Genomic DNA, 24047 nt, shown 5'->3' on the forward strand with positions numbered 1-24047 from the left:
ATGACAATTGACAAATGACTAAAGAACACTTGCTGGTAAAACATTGTAAGTTCCCAAAATCCTGAGAATTTCTGTATGGTTAGTTAATTCTGCTAAAGCAGATTGCATTTGTGTTTCATTAGCGTCTGCTTCTACATCAATAAAAAACAAATATTCCCCTAGCGATCGCTTTGTTGGACGAGACTCAATTCGACTCAGGTTAATTCCTAATTCAGCAAAGATCTGTAAAGGTTTGACTAATGCTCCTGGGATGTTGGCAGGCACACTAAAAGCTAAAGATGTGTGACTATAAGTTAGTTCAGAAATCTGATATTTAGCGTCTGGTATTCCCTGACTTATTACCCAAAAACGAGTAAAGTTTTCTGGATAGTCATTAATACCGCTGGTAAGGATGGGCAGATTGTAGAGTTGAGCTGCTCTACTAGAGGCGATAGTTGCTGTTGTTGGCTCTTGTTCTAATCGCTCTAATGCTTCGGTTGTAGAATTATTGGCAATAATCTGTACTCTTGGAAGGAATCGTTCTAACCATACCTGACATTGTGCTAAAGCTTGGGGATGAGAGTAAACAGTTTGAATATTATCTAAGCTAGTGGCACAGGAAATTAAATTATGAACAATGGGTAATACCAAAGCCAACTGAATTCGCAACCCATCTAACTGCCAAACTGTATCTAGTGTCATAGTGACACTTCCTTCAATCGAATTTTCCACAGGTACAACAGCCAAATGGGCTTGACCTTTAGCAACCGCGTGCAGTGATTGGGAAATACTGGGATAAGGGCATAAAATAGTTTCAATTACCGTATTTTTGGTTAGCCAGTTCACATAAATAACAGCAGCTTGTTCGGAATAAGTGCCAGTTGGCCCTAAATGTGCGATCGATATAGTCATGCCATTAGCCTTGAGTTGATAGTTTCACTGGTACTGGATGTTGAAAAGAATTTGTAAAAAAGAATTTTATCCTAGATATTTTTATCCCAAATAAATGAACTAAAAAAAATAAATAACAGCACATGGTCGTTGAGGGATGGTAGTCAGTAGTAATTGCATATTTTTTTACTTTAAAGTCGGTAAATAAAGTATTCATAGCAATTCTCTAATAGTCAGATTTGCAAGTGGCTGTTTGCTTAAATTTATCTGAAGATTAAAGATAAATTTTATTAGCTGATGTAATTTGTATGCGCATAACTGTATATTTTTGTCAACATTTATTTAATCCGAACTTTTTCTCAGAAAAGATAATAATGAGCGTACCAACTTTTTGGCGATCGCGTATAGGTCATCAACAAGTATAATTTTGATGGTAAATAAAGTTTTTACTTTTATGTCATCAGATCTAAGTTGTTAAAAAATATTAAAATTAAGAAACATATATTTTTATTCGCTCATGGCTACCCGATTTAGTGCTTCCCAATCGGTTGAAATAGCTGTTCAAGAGGAGCCTATTCCAATTCAGTACTATTTGCGTCAGCCTCAACGTCTAGTTAGGGCGTTGGTTGACAATAGTCGCATTCAGCAACTTTCAGAAGAGATATTTCGCTTAAAAATGCGTCCGCTGACTTTTATGTCACTGAGTATTCAACCGACTGTGGACATGAGAGTTTGGGCAGAGTCAAATGACATAATTTATTTGCGATCGCTAGGTTGTGAAATTCTGGGTTTCGAGTACATTAATCAGCGCTTTGCTCTCAATTTAAAAGGGCATTTATCTCCCAAAGAGGTAAGCACAGGTACTCGCTTACAAGGAAGAGCTGATTTAGAAGTACAGATAGATTTGCCACCGCCATTTTCCTTGACTCCCAAGCCAATTTTAGAGGCTACTGGTAATGCTTTGCTTAAAAGTGTGCTATTAACGATCAAGCAACGCCTATCACATCAGCTTTTGGCAGATTATCGCTATTGGGTGAAATCACAAACGAAAAATCAAGGAATTGACGGTGACAGCAGTGAATTGCCGATATTCAATGCGGAGTAATTATTAGACTTCTTGCATAAGTCGGGAAAAGGGGAAGGGGAAAGGGGGTGCATGTTTGGTATTTTCCCTTTCCCCTTTAACATGATTCCCTTTGACCACAAGAGTCCAAAAAGCAATTGATTGCAAGAGGTCTATTGTATTAATCACCATTGATTACTTTAATTTGGCAAGGACGAAATGACTTGCGATGTAAGGGAGATGCACCGTATTCTTGCAGAGCAAGTAAGTGCTGTTGGCTACCATAACCCTTGTTACACTCCAGGTTGTACATCGGATATTTCAATGCTAAACGCATTATCAGATCGTCACGCCATACTTTAGCAACAATACTGGCAGAGGCAATAGCTAGCGATCGCTCGTCTCCTTTGACTATTGTTTGTTGGGGCACTGGCAAATCTTTGATTGATTGATTTCCATCAATTAAGCACAGTGCAGGCTGTACTTTTAACTTCAGTACAGCCCGCTTCATCGCTAACAGCGTTGCTTGCAAAATATTTATCTTGTCAATTTCCGTAGTGGAAGCATACCCAATTTTCCAATCTACAGCTAGCCCACAAATTTGCTGTGCTAGCTGAGTCCTTCTTTGACTAGACAACTTTTTACTGTCTTTAATTTTAGCTGCCATTAGTTTTGGCAAAGCATAATCTGGCAGGATTACGGCTGCGGCCACCACAGGGCCAAATAAAGCACCTCGCCCTACTTCATCGACACCTGCAACTAGCCCAGAAATCCCTGAGAAGGTAGAAAACTCAAGCCAACTGGATTCTTCCAGAAGTGCTGGCGAACAATCAGCAGCTGTTTGCTGCGTTTCTACCATAAGGCAAATTAATTGTCGTCCATCGCTGAGGAACGACGGCGGCGGCGACGGTTGGCTGTAGTGGTGCTACTTGCATCACTTTCATCTAGGTTTGCCACGGGTGTCGAAGGGCTGTCAGTAAACCCTGATAGTTCAGTTGTCTCTGGGATTGAGGATTTTTGTTCTGGCTCAACAATTTTTGGTATCGGTACTTTACTGGGAGTTAATTCAGATGTTGCTCTTTGAGCAATAATTGGTTCTGGGATTGATTCAGTCGGCATTGTTGACTGTTGTCCGGGCTGAATCACGTTAATAATCACAGATTTGGGATTTTTAACTTCTTGCTCTAATTTCACCAAGGGAGAGATTCCCATCAAGGCAAACATATCCTGTTCTTGGAGTGTCATTTCTACAGTCCTAATTTCCGGTGGTTCCACCACTGGTTTGATTGGCTCTGCCTTGGTAATTTTAGTGCGCTCTATTCTTTCACTCCAACCTGGCTTACCAAGATTAGGTGAGGGAATTTCTGGTGTTACTCCCAGTTCTGGCTCACCATCAAGGTCTAAGTCTGGCTCGTTGACAAAAGCTAGTGGATTAGTACCAGTCCGGGTTTCATCTTTGCCGTTTAATCCGTTGATAGCACCAATTCGACTGCGACGAGTCCGGGTACGACGCTTATTATCGTTAAGTTCTTGATAACTTGGATGATTGATGAGATTGAGATTACTCAATTCCGAATCACCATCAAATGGTTCCCCAAATCCATCATAGGTTTCTCGTGGTTCTGGAATGCGGGGAGATGGCTGGCGGGGTTCTCTGTGAGGCAGAGGAGAAACAAAACGCTCGCGCTCTGGCATTTCTGTTGGCGGTGGAAATCGGTTTTCGATTTCTCCAGGCAGACGCACGGTATGTCCTAAACCACCACAGGTGGGGCAAGTTTCACCAAACAATTCGTAAATATTTTGACCCTGACGCTTACGAGTCAACTCTACCAAACCTAGTTCAGTTAGTTGAGCAATCTGGGGACGAGCTTTGTCTGCTTTGAGTGCTTTATTAAAGTGTTCTAGGACTTGCAGCTGGTCGCGTCGTGATTCCATATCTATAAAATCAACGACAATCACCCCAGCAATATTTCGCAGACGTAACTGCCTAGCAATTTCTGTTGCAGCTTCACAGTTTGTCCACAAAACCGTTTCTCTAGCTGTTGCCGATCGCGTAAACGAACCTGAGTTAACATCAATTACTGTTAATGCCTCAGTCGGTTGAATGATGATGTAACCTCCAGAAGGTAGGTCTACCCTTGGTTTGAGGGCTTCTCTAATGGCGGCGTTAATCCGGAAATACTCTAAAATTGGCGAGCGATCGCGATGATGATCGATTAACAGTCCTTGGGGTGTTTGGCCTCCACTCCAGTTCTGTAAATACTGCTTAACTCGCTTCAAACCAGTGCTGGAATCCACAACAATCCGATTCACATCTGCGCCGTACATATCTCGCAATACGCGCTGAATGAAATCATCGTCTCGGTTGAGCAGTGCTGGGGCACGGGTGGAATGGGCTTCCTGTTGGATTGCCTCCCACTGCTTTTGCAGCACCTCTAAATCTTCCATAATCGCTTCTTCTGGTTTGCCTTCTGCTTCTGTACGCACCAGCAAACCCATTCCCGCTGGTTTAATCAAAATTGCTAGCGCCCGCAAACGGTTGCGCTCGCTTTCACTTTTAATCCGTCGGGATAAATTTACGCCTCTGCCATAGGGCATCAGCACTACATAGCGTCCTGGTAAGGTGATATTACCTGTTAGCCTCGGCCCTTTTGTACCCGTTGGCTCTTTCATCACTTGCACCAACACCTTCTGTTGTGGTGCTAATAGTTCTGTAATTGCCGCTGCGGTACGCTTTAGCTTTAATGGCCCCAAGTCTGTAACGTGAATAAAGCCGTTGCGTTCTGGGTCGCCAATGTTGACAAAAGCAGCATCTATTCCAGGTAATACGTTTTCTACTACTCCTAAGTAGATATCGCCTATTTGATGATGACCGGTAGCAACCACCAGTTCCTGTATCTGATCTTCAGAAAAAACCGCAGCAATTTGGTGCTGCTCCGCGATAATAATTTGTTTTGGCATTCAATTTCCTCAAAAATTGGCAGCACTAACAGGTCTAGAGGTTTGTTGTATCAAGTCCGGTTGATTACTTATTAATGAAAGCTCCTGGCATCCCCGTGTCTTTTGAGACAATCTTACAGCTATCATTTCGTACTCCAAAGGGAGAAATCTTTAGCCTTAGCTCAAACCTCTTTTGACACGGCATTTTGCCAACCTATCTTGCGGGAAAGGAAACGCCAAAGGCAAATAAGTCGGAGAACCCGTTGTTAGCACATGCCTCGTCTTTGCGTCAGTTTTCATTTTCAGTGAAATTCCAGTTCGATATTATACCTTTTATTCCTGTAAGTCTCAAAAGACGCTACTGGTAATAACCATCGTCAAGCAATTTTGGATTTTAGATTTACGATAGCGCAGAGTAAAACCTTCTCCTTCCCTAAGGGACGCTAACGCGAACGGCAAGCTTCTCTACGAGACGCCGACGAGTAGCGTCTTTTGGATTGAAGCAGAACACAAGGGTAATAAGCTTAAGGATTTTAGATTGATGATTTAACATTACTTCCACCTATAAAGGTGGGGCATAAACGAAAAAACAATCTAAAATCTGTCTTGAAAAGCTTTGACTAGAGGTTTCCTCCACTCAAATGCCAACCTACAAATACAAAAACCCACCCAAACGACTGACTCAAATTTTGTCTCGGACACGCTACGCGAATGCAAAATCTAAAATTGAAAATTGCAAGTCAACCCTAGCTTCTCAGTTAAATAGCTATTGGTACTCATAAGAGCTTTCACACGCTTGATTATTCCAGAACGGCTGCATATTCATATTGTTTAAGCAATTAAATCAACCGTCAGTGGTTGATTTGTGATGTCATACCCTCTTTGAAAGAGAGTTCTGAGTTGAGAGTACTAAATCCTGAGTCAACTTTTAACTCAGGATATTTGATTTGAGAGTAACCTACTGAAGTCGTTAACAAAAAAAAACTACTTCTATTTTCCATTCCCCAGATTTATCCTTAGGGTTATATTCAGCAATACCAGTTGCTACTCTGCTTGAAGTTGCTCTGGCCTGCAGCAAACTGCGCTTTGGCTTTGCGCGTCTGTGGGCGTCTATAAGTCGGCATAGCCGATGGCAGTTGGTTTCACAGCGAGTTATCCAAAGGAGTACAACTCTACAAGAGTAAAGTACTGGCTCTTAGGCACTACTGTGGATTAGACATTCAGCAGTTGTTTAAAAAGCATGGAGTTAGAGAACCTAACCGAGCCTGCTGTTCGTTACTGATTCACAAGTTAGCTATAGAGAGAGTGTGTGTTCTTTAATCTGCCTCAGTTTGTCTGGGATAAAATCCTAGAAGTTGCACTCTAATATCTTTGCTTTCGCCCCCTGAATGCGAGGGTAGTGAACCAGCTAATTCAATGCAGCGCCAGAAAATTTCTCTTCATCTCATTCTAACGCAACCTTGCTAAAAATCAATTCCTATGATGTGCTATCTTATGACAACTACTAGCAAGTTGCCATAGAGGGATTATACCCCTAAAACTAGGCGATTGCGGTGGATGTGTAGGATTTGAAATTCTACATTAGCTACTGCCTCTAACATAAACACGATTTGTTCTGGACGTAAGAGCCAACCATCTTGGCGGTAGCTGCCTAGATAACGAATAACAGATATACATTCTGCCCTATTCTTGTCGGTTTCTACCAATTCCAATTCAAACAAGCGATCGCGCAGATTTATTAACTGGCTTTTGCCTGACTTGGTTGTTTGCTCGTACCAGAGTTCGTCTTTGGCTTTAATGCTATCAATCCAGTTTTGCCATTGTGCAGGTGTCACTTCATTTGCTGCTGCCACAGTCATCAAATACTCTGCGGCTTCCAAAAGTTGGCTAGCGGCTTTCGCTTTTACATCAATTTGCGCCACATAATATATAGGTATGTCTATGGGCATTTCTTTCGCTAGTTTTTCTTGAAAAGTATCAACTGGTACTGGCATTGTTAATTCAAAATCCGCAATTTCACCACTGCTAGTTGCTCCTAAAGCTAAAGCCGTGGCTAGAGAAATTCGCGGCATTGGATGAAATCCACCAGTGAAGGCAATTGGCAACCCTGCTCGCCGCACAACTCGATCGAATAAACGGATTAAATCGAGATGGCTCACCAAAGCCATGTTTCCTTGTTTACCAAACCAAACTCGTATTCGTTGTGTTCTAGTGGTGTTAGGGACAAATTCGCCAGCGAATTTTGGCACAGCAGGTGGTTCAATGACGATATTGTGGCCAAAATCAGTGCCACAAACGCCACAGTGAGAACAGCCTTCAAAGGAGCAGTCGGGTACAATTGCGGCTGCTAAAGCGCGTTCCAAGTCTTCTTTAAGCCATTTTTTGTCAATGCCGGTATCAATATGATCCCAAGGTAGAGGAGCGTCGAAGGAGTGGGGAGTCGCGAGTCGCGAGTCGGGAGTTAGGAATTCTCCACTCTGCTCCTCTTTTTGAAATACATTCCATTCGCCGTTTTCGATTTGGCGGTATTTCCAATCTAGATCGGCTTGGGCGATCGCATCTTCCCAAGCAGTAAAAGCTTTATCTAAATTGTCATACCACGAATCCATCCCTGCACCCAATTCCCAGGCGCGACGCAGTACTTTGCCCAAAGTGCGATCGCCTCGCCCGATAAAATCTTCCATTGCCGAAATCCGGACATCGGTAAAATTTGCCTTTGCTCCCTTTATCCGACGGAATTCTTGCCGCAGCAGGTTTTGTTTGCGCTTAAATTCACTGGTGGAAACTGAGTGCCACTGAAATGGCGTGTGGGGCTTGGGAGTAAAGTTAGAAATTGTCAAATTAAAGTTTAGGGGTTTTCTGCCTTTGCCCCGACATTCACGCTGTAGCCAACTTACTGTTTCGGCAATGCCCAAGACATCAGCATCTGTCTCACCTGGCAAGCCAATCATAAAATAGAGCTTAATTTTTTCCCAACCTTGTTCCCAAGCGGTTTTCACTCCCCGCAACAATTCTTCATTTGTCAGACCTTTATTCACGATGTCTCGCATCCGCTGAGTTCCAGCTTCTGGAGCAAAGGTCAGCCCACCTTGCCGCGTACCTCCAAGGATATTAGCAATATTTTCATCAAATCTGTCTACTCGTTGGCTGGGTAGAGTCAGAGAAATGTTTTCATTTCTTAAGCGATTTTTAATTTCCATCCCCACCGCTGGTAGGGATAAATAATCAGAACAACTCAAGGAAAGTAAGGAAAACTCATTGTAACCGGTTGCCCGCATCCCTTGTTCAATTGCTTCTACCACTTTATCGGGTTCTACATCCCGTGCCGGTCGAGTCAGCATTCCTGGTTGACAGAAGCGACAGCCACGAGTACAGCCACGGCGAATTTCAATGGTCAAGCGGTCATGTACTGTTTCTACATAGGGAACCAAGCCAATAGAATATGCTGGGATGGGAGTTGCAACTCTTCGCAGAATTCGCTTGGGGACATCTGGACGCAGAGGATGAACTGAGCCATCGTCTGCCATCTGGTAAAACTGAGGCACGTATACGCCTGGGATTTGTGCCAAGTCTAGTAACAATTCTTCCCGGCTCAAAAGAGCTTTTTTGCCTTCTTCTAATACCAAACCAATTTCTGGTAGTAATTCTTCTCCATCTCCAAGAGCGAAAAAGTCGAAGAAGTCAGCGTAAGGCTCAGGATTTGATGTTGCTGTCTGTCCTCCAGCAAAAATTAACGGGTAAGAAGAGGACGCGGTGACGGGGGGATGGGGAGACGCGGTGATATTTTCTTTATTCTCCGTGTCTCCGTGTCCTCGCGTCCCCACGTCTCTTCTCTCTTGCCATGTTAAAGGAATTCCCGCCAAATCCAACATTTCTAGGATATTTGTTGCACCCAGTTCGTAACTGAGGCTAAAGCCTAAAATGTCGAATTCTGTTAGCGATCGCTTTGACTCTACCGCAAATAACGGTGTATTGGTTTCCCGTAGTTTTGCTGATAGATCTTGTCCTGGTAAGTAGGCGCGATCGCACAACTGGCTCTTTTGGGCATTCAAAATGTTATATAAAATGATGTGCCCTAAATTCGATGCACCGACTTCATAGACTTCTGGGTAAGTTAACACCCAGCGGATTGTAGTCGTCTCCCAAGGTTTGTGTACTGCTAAGCGCTCGTTACCCAAGTAACGCCCTGGTTTTAAAATATCCGGTGTTATTAGCTTTTCAACTGCAACAGCCACTGTGCTATCTTCGAGCTACCTTAATTAAAGTTAGTGAAGTACCTACACTGACTTTCGGTACAGTGTAGGCTTCCCGTCTCACTTGCCGTTGCTTTGTTGGGGACATTGTAAAAACAATGTGCGTTACCCAAAACGCTCCAAGACTTACACAGCATCTGGAGGGGTTTCCCCCTTTATCCAGTCAAAACTGGAACCCAGGCACCCGCCTTCCGCAGGCAGAAACTTTTTGATTTTGCTAAAACCCAACCTTAGCATCGAATCAGGCCTTTGAACAAAATTTATCGTTGCAACTTATAACTCCTTTACATAAAGTCCACTCCACACCTGAATTTTGTTTGTTTTAGATAGTTTTTATATGAATTTATGTTGCAGATAAGTCAGTTTCGCTTTCTAAAATTTCAAAAACTCTATCGAGCTGCGTCAGTTCAAAAATAATCTTCACTGAGGGAGCGATATTGCAAAGTCGAAAACTCCTTTCTAAACTCAGAGCTAGTTTGTGCACAGATAATAATGCCATCAACCCTGCGCTGTCTAAGGATTCTACTGCCCCTAGATCTACCATCAAGATGGAAATATCATTTTTTGTTAGCTCTGTGGTCAGATCTCGTTCAACTTCTAAAGCGTTTGCAGCATTCAAAGAGCCTTGTGGTTGAATAACCGCAATTTTGGGATACTGAAGCACTGCTTGCATGGTTACATCCTATGAGAATTATTGAAGCGTCAAGGTAAGAATTATTTGAACATAAACTTTTTTTTGTTGCATCGACCATATGTCTTAGGTTTCTTTGCTGAATCTTTATTGCTTTTGTATGTCTGTTTAAAGATTGTCATAATTCCAGTTTAAAATGTGTTCATATATACTTTTTTTTTATCTCAGTTCAAAAACAATCAACATAGACAGCAGTAAAACAGAAAAATTATCCGTAACTTTCCTGAGGAAACTTGCCTAGTCTATAACTTAAGCTAATTTAGCCAAGTCTTAACGGTAGGTTAAATCTCACACTTTACTGTTACTGATGATATTGATGATATTAGCCAAAATCACCACAAATTGTTTGTCTAGTTAATCTAAATTGTGATCTATATCACTAAAGAAAGTAGTATGCGATCGCTTTTTATACTTAGAATTATCTGGAATAATTAATATCATAATAGACGTAGGTTATTACTTATGAGAACTAGGTACGCTATTCGTAAATTGGTAGAAAAAGCTCTTGATATTAAAAAATTAACTCCTGAAATAGAAAATGAAATTAACTTAGAACTGACTCAACTTGGTTATATTTCTGACGTTGACTACGAAGCTTTAGAATTATTAATGTCAGAGATGGATGCTGGTCGAATTCAGTTGGTTTCTAGCCTTGGATACTAATCCTCTGTCTTCAGGTATAGAGGTTTTTAGCTGATGAAGTTAATTGAATCATAACGAGAGCAATCAGACTTAAAGAATAGTTATGATAGCTCCCGCATGGCTCAGGAAGAAGAGCCTTGTAAAGGTGCTGTTAACCGTGTACTTTCTGGAAATACGACGGCAACAGTAAGGGCACAATCATTAGTTTTATTTTTATATAAGATTGATTATTTAAATACTAAGGTGGCGTAAACTGTGCTAAAGACCATCTTGATTGTGCATTCTTCATAAATAGCCATGCAGTTCGCTAAACGCCTAGAAAAAATTCCTCCCTATCTGTTTGCTGAAATAATCCAGAGGCAGAATGAACTCATTGCTCAGGGAGTTGACATCATTAATATGGGTATTGGCGATCCAGATAAACCGACTCCTAATCATATTCTCCAGGTAATGCATGAGGCGATTGAGGATGCTTCTATGCATAACTATCCGCCCTATCGAGGTACGAAGGAATTCAGGGAGACAGCGGCTAAGTGGATGGAAAATCGGTTTGGTGTAACGGGCTTGAACCCCGATACAGAAATTGTTTCTTCAATTGGTTCTAAAGAAGCAATTCATAATACTTTCTTAGCATTTGTGGAACCAGGAGACTATACATTAATACCAGATCCTGGTTATCCTGTATATCGAACTTCGACAATCTTTGCTGGTGGTGAGTCTTTTGCTATGCCCTTGAAGGCAGAAAACGGTTTTTTGCCTGATTTGAGTAGCATACCCGAAGAAGTAGCTCACAAAGCAAAGCTGTTGTGGATTAATTATCCAAATAATCCCACTGGGGCGTTGGCAACACTAGAATTTTTGGAAGAATTGGTAGCTTTCTGCAAGCAGTATGATATCTTGTTATGCCACGATCATGCTTATTCAGAAATGGCATACGATGGCTACAAACCACCTAGTGTGCTGCAAATTCCGGGTGCCAAAGACGTGGCTCTGGAATTTCACAGTTTGTCTAAGTCATACAACATGACAGGTTGGCGAGTGGGGTTTGTTGCTGGTAATTCCGTGGGAATTCAAGGATTAGCGCAGGTAAAAACTAACGTTGATTCTGGGGTATTTAAGGCAATTCAACAAGCGGCGATCGCAGCTTATTCTAATACCACAGAGACAGAACTCCAAGCCATTATGTCGGTTTACCAAAATCGCCGTGACATTATCATCAACGGATTGCAATCTCTAGGTTGGGCAATTCAGCCTCCTAAAGCTACCCTTTATGTCTGGACACCTGTTCCTGGAGGATATTCTTCAATAGAATTTGTGAATTTGCTACTTGACAAATGTGGCATTGTTGTGCCTCCTGGCAGTGGTTATGGTGTATATGGGGAAGGCTTTTTCCGAATTGCTTTAACTATCTCTGATGAACGATTGCGAGAAGGAATTCAACGGATGAGAGATGCTGGTATTCGTTATGTGTGATTAGGGACTGGGGACTGGGGAGATGGGGAGATGGGGAGATAGGGAGATAGGGGGGAAAGATTTCTTCCCCATCCCCCCACACCTCCCACACTACCCACACCCCCTGTTTGCCCTATGCCCCATGCCCCATGCCCAGTCCCTCTTGATATGCTTGCCAAAGTTGATGAATAAACTGATTGAGTTGCTGTTTGGCGGTTGAGTCAAGCTCTGTTTTTGGTTGTTTTGCAAAAATTTGGCTCAATAAGGTGATTACTTCTGTGTCTAAAGCTGGTTGAAATAAATCGGCAGGCCAGAGTAAGTCAGATGCATCGCGTAAATCGGTAATCACGGGGGATTCTTCAATGATGGTGACCATTAATAAAGGACGCACCCAGCACAACTGGCGAGAAACTACAAATTGAATGACTTCTGCATATAGATTTTTCTCACCATGCTTCAAAGACACAATTTGTCCCGGTTGAAGAAAATCTAAGTTAATGTCCATCATTTAGACAGTTTGGGTGGCAATAAAAATTGTTTTGTAAGTTGTTGAATTTAAAACTGAGAATGTGCTCCTTTGAAAGGAAGCTTCTGTAACATTAGGGTAGCACTCTCACGGCAACGATGTCTTAGAGATATGGTTTATCAGTGCCTACGCAAAACTAATGGGACTAATCCCCAACAGCAAAGGGTTTTCTGGCATAGTATCTCGACGGAAATACTATAGAATAGGTAAATAACTGTTAAGCCATCGCTAAACAGAGGCTTTGTTGTAGTGAATTAACGATTAAAGAGCAAAGAGCAGTGTCAGTTGAAACCATAGAAAAGCGTTCTACGTCCCGCAAGCTCGCGCCTCGCTATCGCGTTTTGCTCCATAACGATGACTACAACTCTATGGAGTACGTGGTACAGGTATTAATAACCACTGTGCCGAGCCTTACTCAACCCCAAGCTGTTAGCATCATGATGGAAGCCCATACTAATGGAATGGCTTTAGTTATTACTTGCGCTCAGGAACATGCTGAGTTCTATTGCGAAACATTGAAAAGTCACGGTTTAAGTAGCACGATTGAACCTGATGAATAGTTATTAGTCATTGGTCATTGGTCATTAGCGATCGCTGACTGAATTTTGTATGAAAAAAAACCTTGTCCGTTTAGCCGAACGCCCTGCCCCTATTAGGCTGGGTTATTTTATTGGGATTTTGTTGCTGCTATGGTTGCCCTTAGCCGCACCAATTTACTTACTAATAAATAATTCAAATTTAGTAAGTATATTGACAATGGTATTGTTATATGGATTATTTATTACTCTGTTGAGGCTATGGGGTAAGCACGTCTATCAGCAGCCCCAAATTCTCGGACATTATGGCTTAGAATTCACGCGACAAAACGGTGTGGATTTAATCCGTGGTTTGGCTGTGGGGATAATTAATATTCTGATACTTTTTGGGATACAAGGTTTTTTGGGTTGGTTAGTCTGGCAACAACCAAAAGTTTTTTTACTAAAAGTAATTTTAGAGGGTTTAATTGTCGCTTTGGGCGTTGGTTTTGCTGAGGAATTGTTATTTCGGGGTTGGTTGCTAGATGAATTACAACGAGATTACAGTCCGCCTGTGGCATTGTGGACAGATGCGATCGCATTTGCAACTTTGCACTTTATTAAACCGTTAGCAGTAATTATTCAGACATTGCCGCAATTTCCAGCTTTAGTATTGCTGGGGTTAACGCAGGTATGGGGAAAGCGTTGGCATAGAGGACGCTTAGGTTTTCCCATTGGTTTGCATGGTGGTTTAGTCTGGGGTTACTACATTATTAATGTGGGGAAATTAGTGAAATATTCTGGTCAAGTTCCTGATTGGGTAACTGGTGTGAATAATAATCCTTTACAAGGAGTGATGGGGGTATTTTTGATGAGTATACTAGCGTTTTTGATATGGGGGCAATCTCGGCGATCGCTTGTTTAATAATATGAGCGTTATTATATTGTTTATATAATGATGCATACTAATCGCAGTATATTATGAGCTTCACTTTAGCTAACTTTCAAGTTGGCAATATCGTCGCTGGAAAAATTATTAAGCTCGAACCAACAGGCGTTTTAGTTGATTTTGATAAAGATAAACTAGCTTTTGTGCCATTAATAGAGCTATCATTCGCTGAGATTCAGACCCCGGAAGAAGCCGTGCAACTAAATCAAATCAGAGGATTTTTGGTTGTAGGAAATTACGATGGCGAACACGATATTTTCTTCTCCAATTGTTCGCCTGAGACACTGAAAGATAGCGATCGCTTGTACGAGACTGCATTGGATTTGGCTTCTGAAAAATGTGGTCATTCAATAAATAGAGAAGACCTAATCGTACACACTAAACTTCTTGATATTCATAGACATGGTTTATCAGTAAGGATTTCCTGGTTTTTATGTTCTCAAGAACATCCTCCAACTGTTTCTTTTTCAATTCGCAAACTAGAAATGCGAACAGCATGGGAACGGGTACGACAATTACAGACTGAGGACGTAACAGTATATGGAAAAATCCTTAAAAAAACTTCAAGGGGTGCATTAGTGAAAATAGAGGGTTTGTGTGGAGTAATTCTTACTCATGTTGATAAGCATAGAGAGGAATTAGTAGTAGGGGAGGAACTTCCGCTCAAAATTATAGAAGTGAAAGAGGAGTATAATCGCTTAGTAGTGCTCCATCGCTCTGTTTCAATCAGACTCAGACTATTGCAGGTTGGTCAAGTTGTTAGCGGTACTATACGGAGCATCAAAGATTATGGTGTTTTCGTTGATATTGGAGATTTATATGCTTTGTTACCGACCTCAAAAATGTTCCATCCATCTGTTAACCATCCAAAGCAATTTTTCAAAATTAATGACAATTTAAAAGCAACGATCGCCGAACTAGATCGTAAAAATGGTCGAGTTATTCTAGAAAGTTGTGGAAGTTAAGAATGTTAGACCTACCCCACATTTTTGACTGAAATAATTCCCTCACTACACCACTGGATAAGTAGCCATCTGTCAGAATCTTTATCTAGTGCTGACTTGAGACGGAAATTAAAAACTTCTTGCCAAACCTCTATCCCATACTGAGATACAAAATCTGCCTCCAGTTTTTTGAACTGTTCCCATTGCCGATTTGCGATCGCAGTCAGCATGGGAACGATCGCGGTAATTGCAACTTGTTGGGCGATGGGTGTCATTCTGAGTAGTCCTCAAAAATACAAATAATCGGCATAGGCGGTTTTTTGGGGCAATATTTACGCCCGCGTTTCAACCACTGTACCCACCACGCACGCCTTATCCAAATTAACGCCGCTTAAATTTGCACCTTCTAACTCTGCACACAGCAAATTCGCCCCTGTAAAATTCGCTCCTGCCAAATTAGCGCCGCGTAAGTCAGCTTCTTCAAGGTTTGCTTCGCTCAATAATGCCCCTTGCAAATCAGCGCGACTCAAGTCTGCGCCTTTGAGATTTGCCCCAGTCAGGTTTGCACCGCGCAAGTCAGCACCGCGCAAATCCACACCTTGCAAGTTCACATTCATTAAGTTGGCACCGCTGATGAAAGCACCCGCCAAGGATACATCGCTGAGTCTGGCTCCCATCAAGTTAGCACCCCGCAGATTGCTACCCCGCAAGTCAGCACCGGTTAAATCTGCTTGCATCAGGTTTGCTCCCATGAGGTTCGCCCGCAAGTCGGTTCCTTGGAGGTTCGCCCCCATTAAATTCGCTCCCTCTAAATGCCCGCCTTCGAGTTTAGAAGCAGCGAAGTTAACACCGACAAGGGTGGCACCAGCAAGATTAATTCGGTTTAAATCCAGTCGGGAAAGTTCCTCGTCTTCTAAATTTGCCCCTGGGAGTTGTTTGAGTTTTCCTAATTTGATAGCTTCAATATTCATTTGTAGTAAGTACCAATCTCTTCACTTGTCTTGCTGTGGCTATCCCATTGTGAATCAAGTAGCCAGACGCCGCTGCTAACTTTGGGTGTCATGAAGGGTAAATCGAGTCCCTGCTGTAAACCCATAACTAATAAAGCTAGGGTATCTATAAGTTTAGGGTCAAAGCGGGTTGATTGTTGCTGCCTACATTCATCTAAAGCTTGAGTAAATATTTCTTGGCGACTTTGATTTGAAGATTTTCGCTGATTTACTCGCCACTGAAAGTCTGCCAATAATGCCAAAATTCTCGACTCCAGGGGAATTTCATCTCCAGCTAAACCTGCTGGTTCCCCTGTGCCATTCCACCATTCGGTTTGATGAGTAATAATTTGAGCAACTGCTCGCAGTCGTGGCATGGTTCGCAATACCTGTGCCCCTGGTATTAAAGGACAGCTGGGGGCATCTTCTTGAGAATGTGTTGGTATTTTACCAGAAGTCAAAACGCTTTCTGCTTTTTGTAGTGGATCTATGCGGTGCAACAAAGCTGCTAGCCGCAATCTCTTAATCTGCCATGCAGGAAGATCTAAAAGCTGCGCCACAACTTCGGCAAGTGCCACTACTTCGGCTGCTGCCATTGGATTGTTGACATCTGCTATATCCAGCAGTTGTGCCATCCGCAAAAATGCTTGAATTTCGTTAGAAACTAAGTTCCGGTCTAGGGTTTGTTGACCAAGGGCTGTGGGGATGGATAAATTGTCTTGCCCAGTCTGGAGATAATCGACTACGCGGGAGACAACTGCACCTAAGTTTTCTAATCTGGCAGTGGACGGTACGATCGCCTCTCTATGGGCAATGAGTTGATTCGCCAGTTCTGGGTTGTATTTTTTGATGTGAGCGATCGCTATTTCTGCTGTCTCTTGCACTAACTCTGGCTCAAATGTCCACAACCCATAGAATTTGCGCTCTAAGTCTGATGTCGGTATTCCACTTTTGCCATAATCAGCCTCTGATAACTCTTGACAAATTACCATTGCTGTGTAGGTTGGCGACAAAATAATTAAGTGCCACTCTTGTGCTACAGGATCGGCTGAATCTAATGCTACTAAGTCTACATTCGGTAGCAGGCTTGTAGGATGTTCGGCAAAGCCAGCGTCAGTGCCAGCCATAATTACAATCTCGCGGCTGCGTTGGGCGATGTCTGCATATCGTTCGGCTTCTTGCAGATACCATTTCCCCTGTTGGAAGGCTGTGATGACTAAAGGGCGATCGTCGTCTGCTAGGATATGATCTTCTAGGGCATGGCAGAGGGATACTAGGGTATTTTTATAGTACACCCCGAATCGAATTGGCCTGGTGCTGTGGCGATGAGCTATTTCCAGCTTTTGTAGAATTGAACCTTCTAACATGAGTTTGGGATTTTATAAAAACGAACCGCTTCAGGCGTTGAGGAAAAGAAGGCGGAGAAATTCAAAATTTTTAATTCTGAATGTCCCCATATTTTTTTATGTTTTCTAGGATACACCCGCTAGCTGTTTTTTTTTCTTCTCTATTGGTGAAGAAAGTGCTGCTTCTAAGTCGGCACAACCCAGTTTTTCTTCTAAAATATTCATGACTTCACGGCCGAAGTCGTTGGGATTTTGTTGCCAAGCTTGTAAACAGACTTCTCCAAAGAATGAACCAAGGGGTTCAGGGTTCCAAAGCAGTTTTTTGGCTGTCCACGGCATCAGGCTCATTGGATTATACCCTGGTTTGAGGATGCCTTCTTTGAAGGCATATTCTTCTAAATGGGTATGTGGTTGGAGTCCAATAAAGAAGATGGCAGGTTCGACTTTATCAGCACCAAAAATTCGTTCTAGTTCTCGGTGGTAAGCAATGGTTTGGCGGATGGTTTCGGGACGTTCGTCAATGACATTAAAGGAATAATTAACGGAAACCAAGTCATTGAAACCAGCAGCTTTTAAGTCACGACAGTTTTGTAAAACGGTTCGGAGGTTATAACCCATTCGCATTTTCCGCACGAGTTCTTGGGAACCACTGGTGATGCCAATTTCAAAGTAATTCATCCCGGTTTTCACCATCAATTCACACAATTGCGGTGTTAAATTGTCAGCTCGAATGTAAGCCGCCCAATGGATGTCTGTCATACCAGAATCGACGATTTTTTGCAAGAGTTCTATAGCATCGTCGATAAATTTGCGGGCGGGGATGAATTGGGCATCGGTAAACCAGAAGTTGCGAATGCCGCGATCGTATAATTGGCGCATCTCGGCAACTACTTCATCTGCTGGATTGATGCGTACTTGTTTGCCTTCAACAACTGTATAAACGCAATAGCAACAGTTGTGAGGACAACCGCGCTTGGTTTGTACGCCTATATAAAAGTCTTGCTCTTGCAGATAATAGTTAAACTCCGGCCAGATACTTTCGATATAGTCGTAGTTGCAAGCTGTTTTTTCTATGGGTGTGGGTTGTTCGTGAATTAGGCGTTTTCGTGGTTGAGATTCTCCCACAACATAACAACGCTCATCTCGAAACTCTTGGCCGCTTAAAAGTTTTTCCAGCAGAGTTTCCCCTTCACCCACAGAAATAATTGTTCCTTGGGGTAAGCTTTTACCCAATTGTTCGTAAAATACGCTGACTGCACCACCACCCACAACTGCACGAGCATCAGCATGATATTTTTGGGCACGCTTTAAACCACGTTTGATTAAGCCCAGGTTACGCCACAACTCTATATAGTAAGCGATGAAGATTCGCAAACCGCCCAATGCCCCACGTAGTTTTAATAGAGGATTCTGGGCGTAGTAAAATTCAAAAGCGTTTTGTAGCGGGTTACCGCCACGCCCGCCCACTGGGGCATAAATTTGAATATCCCGCCAAGAAAATACTAGTAGTGTGGGTTTAAATTCATCGATACACCGATCCAAAGCCGAGGTGTAGTCTAAAGGTGGTACTGTTCCCAAATCAAAAATGCGCTGTTCGATGTTGGGAAATTGCTTGTGGACGCCATCGCTCAAGTACACAACCCCAATGGGAAAGATGGGGTTACAGGGAAGGCGAACATAAAGAATTCGATTTTCCATTGTGGGTATTTTGACTGCCATCTTGCCAATGCTGGGAGAGAACGAGGAAAAACTTCAGTATTTAAGGGGGATTTTTGTTTTTGGTACTTTTATCTATCAGAATTTCACTTGACATTCAAGCCGATTATTGGTAAACATCAAATTTTAGTTTCCAATTTTCAGCATCAATAAAGTTACTTTCCACACAAAATGCATATGACAGACAGAGATTTATGAAGATATTTTTCATATAGCTTTACGATAACATTGAGTTTATTCATTAAGCGACCATCTGAGCGTATTAATCTTGGGATAGATCGAACAGCAAAACTGACTTGTTCGCAAAGAGGAAAGCAAAGGGATCATCGTCAGATTAATGTCCTATTTATCTGGCTTGGCAAAATTAAAGCTTTGATGCTGAGTAAAAATATCTAAAGCTTTTACATATAGTGTATAATTGCGAAAAAGGCATAAATAATTACAAAATTTTCATAACCATAAATATTTCTTTAGGTAGAAATAATCTACAAATATTCAGTTGGTATTCACAGTTACAGCAACTGGGGATCAGTCAGTGCTAGGCTTGAGAAGTCTAATGTAAAATTGTGGCGTAAAGCTCCTCAGCAGTTATGGCTCAAATTTTAGATCCTCTACCACCTGAGCAATCGGGGAAAATTCTCTGCTGCTACATTAATGCCACGAGCAAAATACAGGTAGCTCGCATCTCTAATATTCCCAATTGGTATTTTGAAAGGGTTGTTTTTCCAGGACAACGCCTAGTGTTTGAAGCTCCGCGAAAAGCTCAACTGGAGATTCATACGGGTATGATGGCTAGTGCAATTTTATCCGATAAGATTCCGTGCGATCGCCTGATGCTCGATGAACCTAGCTATTCTGAGTTAGATACAGACTCATCATTTGGAAAAGAACCAATAGATACCAAAGCAATGGTGCAGCAACTTAAAACAAATACCGGAGATAGTATAAAACCCTTACAAGTCGCTGGTTTAGCAGCTGTTGATTAAAAAAAACAATTTGGCTCAATTTCAGGGTTGCTGAATTCAGCAGCCTTTTTTTTATTAGTCATTAGTCATTAGTCATTGGTCATTGGTCATGGGGCATGGGGCATGGGGCATTGGGCATGGGGCAAGCAGGAAGTGTGGGAGGTGTGGGAGGAGACGGAGGTGTGGGAGGTGTGGGAGGATGGTGAAAAAATCTTTCCCCCCACACTCCCCACACTCCCCACACTCCCCACACTCCCCACACTCCCCACACTCCCCATCTCCCCATCTTCCCATCTCCCCATCTCCCCATCTCCCCATCTCCCCTGCTCCCCCTGCTTCCTTGTCTCCCCTACCACCTACATAGCGATTGATGGAAGTCCCTTAATTCTCTTCCCAATGCGCCATGCCCAATGCCCAATGCCCCATTGTCATCTACAATCAATACTTATGAATCTGCCTTCATTTCTTTGGTTGTGGAAAATCGCCGCCTGGTCGATGGGGTTGTCCCTGCTGGCATACCTGATGTTAGCAGTCACTGGCGTTTGGATGTTTCAAGCGAGGACTTCGCTGCAATTTCCTTTTATTCCGTTATTCATGGGCGGAAATAGAGGAGTGCGATCGCTACACTATCTAATGGGCATCAGTATGGTAAGTTTAGTGCTACTACTGCTGGCCATCGGCATTGTTGGCACTTTGGGTCATTTTGGTTCTCTGGGACACTCCTCACACTTGGCAGCTGGATTGATTGTGGTAGCCTTGGTTTTGGTGTCTGCTTTCAGTGCAATCCAAATTAGTCCCACACGACCTTGGGCTAGACCTTTACACGTGGGCGTAAATATTATTTTATTTGTGGGATTTACCTGGGTATCCGTTACAGGCTGGAGTGTCGTCCAAAAGTATTTACCTTAAACGAGGTAAGACCAAAAGCTATCCTACAATGAAGAAAAGCATTGTAATTGAGCCGTGACAGCAAATTCAGCCAATACCTCAGCTTCTGTTTTTCACCTTTCTCCTTTGATTCGGATAACGCTGCTGAGTCTATACATAGCACTCACAGTTCCATTACCTTTTTTATCCCAGGTAACAGCCGCACCAGTACCTCCAGCATTATTGTGGATAGGAATTGGCATTGGCTTTGTTGGCTTGTACGCAGTGTTGACCGAACAAGTCCTAGTGGACGAACAAGGAATTCAAGTTACTTACCCCCGTTGGGTACCCCGCTTTTTTCGTAAAGGCTGGTTTTTACCTTGGTCAGAAGTCAAAGAGTTAAAACCTCGGAGTACTGGTCAAGGAGGTCTAGTTTATTATTTCCTCAGCCAAGATGGCAAAGCTTATCTACTACCAATGCGTGTAGCTGGATTTGCTCGTTTAGTGCAGATTGTCCAAGCAAAAACCAACATCGACACTACAGACGTTCGTCCTTTAGCACAACCGTGGATGTATGCGATTTTACTAGGTTTTACACTATTGTTACTGTTGGTTGATGGTTGGGCGATCGCCACAGCTTTAACTATAAAATAGGGCATAGGGCAAAACCCTTCGGGTAGGGAAAAGGGAAAGGGGCAAAGGGGAAAGGGAATAAACCCTACATACATCCCTTTTACCTTTCATGTTTTCCTCTATCTTTACCCATTTTGCCTTGGCGAAGCCATATCCCCACTCCCTACTCCCCATTCCCCTTGAATAGTGTCACAGCAAAAGCCATACTCAGGCTAGAACAAGTTAATCTGTTTACAAAACTGAAAACCCAAGCTTCAGGGAATCAGCAGGGATATCCGATATTGCAGGATATTTCCTTTGAAGTATTGCAGAGCGAACGTATTGCCATTGTAGGCGCAGTGGGCGCTGGTAAAACTTCGTTGCTACGCCTGATAAACCGCCTCATTGAACCCACTAGTGGCAAAATTTATTTAGAAAATCAAGAGTATCGCCAAATTCCTGTCATCCAACTACGTCAGATGGCGACACTTGTATTGCAAGAATCAAAGTTGTTGGGGATGACAGTAGGGCAAGCTTTGGCTTATCCTTTGGTTCTGCGTGGTTTGTCCAAACAGGCAATTGAAGAAAGAATCAATTACTGGACAGAACAAATGCACATTCCTCATGAATGGCTAGGTCGAACAGAGGTGCAACTTTCTGCGGGACAACGACAACTAGTAGCGATGGCTCGTGCCTTACTCATCCAGCCTAAAATTTTACTATTAGACGAGCCAACATCTGCCCTAGATGCTGGTGCAGCTTCCCATTTAATACAAATCTTAATCCAGTTGAGTCAAAACCATCAAACCACGATTTTGATGGTAAATCAGCAACTTGATTTAGCCCAGATATTTTGCACTCGATTATTACACTTACAGCAAGGTCATTTATCAACAAACCAAAGAGTTTCTGAAATCAACTGGCATGAATTACGAGAAACTTTGATAAAAGCACAATCTCAAGACGATTTTGAATTTTAAATTTTTGGATTAATGAAACAGGAGACACGAGTTAGAAATTAGTAATAATTTTACCTATCTTTCCCATGCCCCATGCCCCTTTACACTTGACTACTACTAAGCGTTGAACGTTGATTACTAAATCTCTCTCTGGTTAACTTTGTTTGTGACTGTGGAAGGTTGCTATTCAAAATTTCCATGTTAAAACGGTATCCCACATTGCGGATAGTCTGAATCAAGCTGGGTTGTCGGGGATCGAGTTCAACTTTTTTCCGCAGCGACAAAACGTGAGTATCAATGGTACGAGGGTTATCGATGGCATCAGGCCAAGCACGACGCAGCAATTCCGACCTACTCAGAGGCACTCCCCCGGCTTGTGCTAAAACGTACAGTAAGCTAAATTCCTGGGGCGTTAAGTCAATGAACTCTCCTTGAAAGCGGACGCGGCGCTGAACTAAATCGATTTGCAAAGTACCATAATCCAAATATGCTGGTGCAGTCGGTGTACGCTTACGGCGAATCAGTGCCTCTACCCGTGCTAAAAACTCTTGCATCCCAAAAGGTTTGCTCAAGTAATCATCTGCACCCGCCTTCAAACCTGCCACAACATCAGCTTCACTATTGCGGGCAGATAGCATTAAAATTAATGGCTGTTGCTGACGATGCAACCAACGACAAAATTCAATGCCGTCACCGTCAGGAAGATCGGCATCCAAAACCACGAGTGTTGGTTGATGGCTTAAAAATACTTCCCTTGCTTGATAAATACTGGCAGCTTGATGCACCCGGTATTCTAGTTGTTGCAAGTGCCAACCTAGCAACGACCTGAGATGGGGATTCCCTTCAATGATTTCTATACAAACCGAACCCACGGTGGCAAGACCCCTTAGCGTCGATGACTTTCAAAGTAACAAGCCCATGTCTAAGGTTTTGTAGCCTTTGTTACTTCAATTGCTATTAGCTTTACATTTCCTCATAAAAAAAGTGCCAATATCTTTAATTTGTCCTTTACAAAAAGGCATTAGAAATATTCTTAAATTTTTGTTAAACTTATAAAAAGACTTGTGGAACTTATCAAAAGTTCTTCTAGCTTAAATATTCTGTTTTTTGATGGCTATGAGATCCAACAACCATAACCAAAATAGCGAATCCTTAACAAAAAAGCTTTCCAGCCTAATGGAAAACTGATTCTTGAGGAAGAGATTTGGTGCTTACATCCATGAATATAGCACTAATAAAATCTCTCTGCTGGGAGGTCAAATCATAAAAATCCCTTAGCAGATCGCAAAAATAAGTGTTTTCTGGAATACGATTAAATTAGTCTGTAGCTACTAGGAGAGTACTACCCGAAGGACATATGTTTATTTTTAATTGATCCCAAAGTAAAATTACACTTCACATTTGAACTTGAATCATTTACAATTCTCATTCCAAAGACATTAATACAGCAGTTATGCTCCAAGACACACAAACCATCCGCTATTACCAAAGACTCACTGACGCCTTCGTCGAGTTATGGAATCGCGGTTATCGTATGGATGATATGCGGATGTATTTGGATGGATATCTAGCCGCACTGCGACATGGCAACGCTATTGAACCTTATTTGATTCATCGTTTAGAAGAGGAAGCCAGCCGCTACTTGTACGATGCATCAAATTTTGAAATGCCGCAAGCGCAGCCACAACCTGATTACTACTAATATCGCTTGCTTGGTAATTAATAGTAACCGTAAATCAACGCAGATA

Annotated in this window: 24 protein-coding genes; 12 read left to right on the forward strand and 12 right to left on the reverse strand. The window is 42.4% G+C overall.

What is annotated here, in order from left to right; all coding sequences use genetic code 11:
* Positions 1-18: 18 nt before the first annotated feature.
* Complete coding sequence (gene pheA / locus VF06_RS04105; RefSeq protein ID WP_099066758.1) at positions 19-891, reverse strand: prephenate dehydratase; 873 nt, start codon at positions 889-891, stop codon at positions 19-21.
* A 496-nt stretch (positions 892-1387) separates the two neighbouring features.
* Between pheA and VF06_RS04110 the strand changes: the two genes are divergently transcribed.
* Entirely contained in the window at positions 1388-1975 is a 588-nt protein-coding gene (locus VF06_RS04110) for a DUF1997 domain-containing protein (protein WP_099066757.1), read from the forward strand.
* A 139-nt stretch (positions 1976-2114) separates the two neighbouring features.
* Here the strand turns inward: VF06_RS04110 and VF06_RS04115 are convergent, their stop codons facing one another.
* The 4 genes from VF06_RS04115 to VF06_RS04130 all read right to left on the reverse strand — a co-directional run bounded on the left by VF06_RS04115 (position 2115) and on the right by VF06_RS04130 (position 9799).
* Complete coding sequence (locus VF06_RS04115) at positions 2115-2792, reverse strand: ribonuclease HII (protein ID WP_099066756.1); 678 nt, start codon at positions 2790-2792, stop codon at positions 2115-2117.
* A gap of 8 nt (positions 2793-2800) precedes the next feature.
* Entirely contained in the window at positions 2801-4894 is a 2094-nt protein-coding gene (gene rne / locus VF06_RS04120) for a ribonuclease E (RefSeq protein WP_099066755.1), read from the reverse strand.
* Between the two features lie 1505 nt (positions 4895-6399).
* Entirely contained in the window at positions 6400-9108 is a 2709-nt protein-coding gene (locus VF06_RS04125; protein WP_099066754.1) for a TIGR03936 family radical SAM-associated protein, read from the reverse strand.
* A gap of 361 nt (positions 9109-9469) precedes the next feature.
* Positions 9470-9799 carry an STAS domain-containing protein gene (locus VF06_RS04130; protein WP_099066753.1) on the reverse strand — a complete coding sequence of 110 codons (330 nt, stop codon included), beginning with the start codon at positions 9797-9799 and terminating at the stop codon, positions 9470-9472.
* Positions 9800-10279: 480 nt separating this feature from the next.
* Here VF06_RS04130 and VF06_RS04135 point away from each other — a divergent pair, with 480 nt between their 5' ends.
* The 3 genes from VF06_RS04135 (at position 10280) to VF06_RS04140 (ending at position 11932) form a co-directional block, all read left to right on the forward strand.
* Positions 10280-10480: a hypothetical protein gene (locus VF06_RS04135; protein WP_099066752.1), complete on the forward strand. Its 201-nt coding sequence runs from the start codon at positions 10280-10282 to the stop codon at positions 10478-10480.
* A 96-nt stretch (positions 10481-10576) separates the two neighbouring features.
* Positions 10577-10711 (forward strand): hypothetical protein, encoded by a 135-nt coding sequence (locus VF06_RS42380; protein WP_257207463.1) that lies wholly within the window; start codon positions 10577-10579, stop codon positions 10709-10711.
* 45 nt (positions 10712-10756) lie between these two features.
* Positions 10757-11932 (forward strand): LL-diaminopimelate aminotransferase, encoded by a 1176-nt coding sequence (locus tag VF06_RS04140; RefSeq protein WP_099066751.1) that lies wholly within the window; start codon positions 10757-10759, stop codon positions 11930-11932.
* Positions 11933-12044: 112 nt separating this feature from the next.
* On the opposite strand, the gene VF06_RS04145 is transcribed toward VF06_RS04140, so the two are convergent.
* Positions 12045-12416, reverse strand: coding sequence for a hypothetical protein (locus VF06_RS04145; protein ID WP_180267251.1), 372 nt, complete (start codon positions 12414-12416; stop codon positions 12045-12047).
* Positions 12417-12715: 299 nt separating this feature from the next.
* On the opposite strand from VF06_RS04145, the gene clpS reads away from it, so the two are divergent.
* The 3 genes from clpS to VF06_RS04160 are packed head-to-tail and all read left to right on the forward strand — an operon-like array spanning position 12716 to position 14866.
* Complete coding sequence (gene clpS / locus VF06_RS04150) at positions 12716-12997, forward strand: ATP-dependent Clp protease adapter ClpS (RefSeq protein WP_099066750.1); 282 nt, start codon at positions 12716-12718, stop codon at positions 12995-12997.
* Between the two features lie 49 nt (positions 12998-13046).
* Positions 13047-13877: a CPBP family intramembrane glutamic endopeptidase gene (locus VF06_RS04155; protein ID WP_099066749.1), complete on the forward strand. Its 831-nt coding sequence runs from the start codon at positions 13047-13049 to the stop codon at positions 13875-13877.
* A gap of 56 nt (positions 13878-13933) precedes the next feature.
* Complete coding sequence (locus tag VF06_RS04160) at positions 13934-14866, forward strand: S1 RNA-binding domain-containing protein (protein WP_099066748.1); 933 nt, start codon at positions 13934-13936, stop codon at positions 14864-14866.
* 11 nt (positions 14867-14877) lie between these two features.
* Here VF06_RS04160 and VF06_RS04165 read toward each other — a convergent pair whose 3' ends face one another.
* The 4 genes from VF06_RS04165 to VF06_RS04180 form a co-directional block, all read right to left on the reverse strand.
* On the reverse strand, positions 14878-15120 hold the full coding sequence (locus VF06_RS04165; protein WP_099066747.1) for a hypothetical protein: 243 nt from the start codon (positions 15118-15120) through the stop codon (positions 14878-14880).
* A 57-nt stretch (positions 15121-15177) separates the two neighbouring features.
* Positions 15178-15816 carry a pentapeptide repeat-containing protein gene (locus VF06_RS04170; RefSeq protein ID WP_099066746.1) on the reverse strand — a complete coding sequence of 213 codons (639 nt, stop codon included), beginning with the start codon at positions 15814-15816 and terminating at the stop codon, positions 15178-15180.
* On the reverse strand, positions 15813-17201 hold the full coding sequence (locus VF06_RS04175) for a DICT sensory domain-containing protein (RefSeq protein ID WP_099066745.1): 1389 nt from the start codon (positions 17199-17201) through the stop codon (positions 15813-15815). The genes VF06_RS04170 and VF06_RS04175 overlap by 4 nt, the downstream gene beginning before the upstream one ends.
* Before the next feature lie 105 nt (positions 17202-17306).
* Positions 17307-18899: a photosystem II high light acclimation radical SAM protein gene (locus VF06_RS04180; RefSeq protein ID WP_099066744.1), complete on the reverse strand. Its 1593-nt coding sequence runs from the start codon at positions 18897-18899 to the stop codon at positions 17307-17309.
* A 587-nt stretch (positions 18900-19486) separates the two neighbouring features.
* Here VF06_RS04180 and VF06_RS04185 point away from each other — a divergent pair.
* Complete coding sequence (locus VF06_RS04185; RefSeq protein WP_099066743.1) at positions 19487-19882, forward strand: DUF1830 domain-containing protein; 396 nt, start codon at positions 19487-19489, stop codon at positions 19880-19882.
* Between the two features lie 79 nt (positions 19883-19961).
* Here the strand turns inward: VF06_RS04185 and VF06_RS04190 are convergent, their stop codons facing one another.
* The gene (locus VF06_RS04190) at positions 19962-20171 is read right to left on the reverse strand and encodes a hypothetical protein (protein ID WP_099066742.1); all 210 of its coding nucleotides are present in this window, start codon (positions 20169-20171) and stop codon (positions 19962-19964) included.
* 137 nt (positions 20172-20308) lie between these two features.
* Here VF06_RS04190 and VF06_RS04195 point away from each other — a divergent pair, with 137 nt between their 5' ends.
* The 3 genes from VF06_RS04195 (at position 20309) to VF06_RS04205 (ending at position 22320) form a co-directional block, all read left to right on the forward strand.
* Positions 20309-20770: a DUF4079 domain-containing protein gene (locus VF06_RS04195; RefSeq protein ID WP_099066741.1), complete on the forward strand. Its 462-nt coding sequence runs from the start codon at positions 20309-20311 to the stop codon at positions 20768-20770.
* A gap of 54 nt (positions 20771-20824) precedes the next feature.
* Positions 20825-21382, forward strand: a complete 558-nt coding sequence (locus tag VF06_RS04200; protein WP_099066740.1) for a hypothetical protein — start codon at positions 20825-20827, stop codon at positions 21380-21382.
* A gap of 158 nt (positions 21383-21540) precedes the next feature.
* Positions 21541-22320 (forward strand): ABC transporter ATP-binding protein, encoded by a 780-nt coding sequence (locus VF06_RS04205; RefSeq protein WP_099066739.1) that lies wholly within the window; start codon positions 21541-21543, stop codon positions 22318-22320.
* Between the two features lie 80 nt (positions 22321-22400).
* Here the strand turns inward: VF06_RS04205 and VF06_RS04210 are convergent, their stop codons facing one another.
* Complete coding sequence (locus VF06_RS04210) at positions 22401-23171, reverse strand: response regulator transcription factor (protein WP_099066738.1); 771 nt, start codon at positions 23169-23171, stop codon at positions 22401-22403.
* A 581-nt stretch (positions 23172-23752) separates the two neighbouring features.
* On the opposite strand from VF06_RS04210, the gene VF06_RS04215 reads away from it, so the two are divergent.
* Entirely contained in the window at positions 23753-24001 is a 249-nt protein-coding gene (locus VF06_RS04215; protein WP_099066737.1) for a DUF6761 family protein, read from the forward strand.
* Positions 24002-24047: the final 46 nt, after the last annotated feature.

Origin of the sequence: Nostoc linckia z4, from assembly GCF_002608075.1 — a bacterium.
Classification (GTDB): Bacteria; Cyanobacteriota; Cyanobacteriia; order Cyanobacteriales; family Nostocaceae; genus Nostoc; species Nostoc linckia.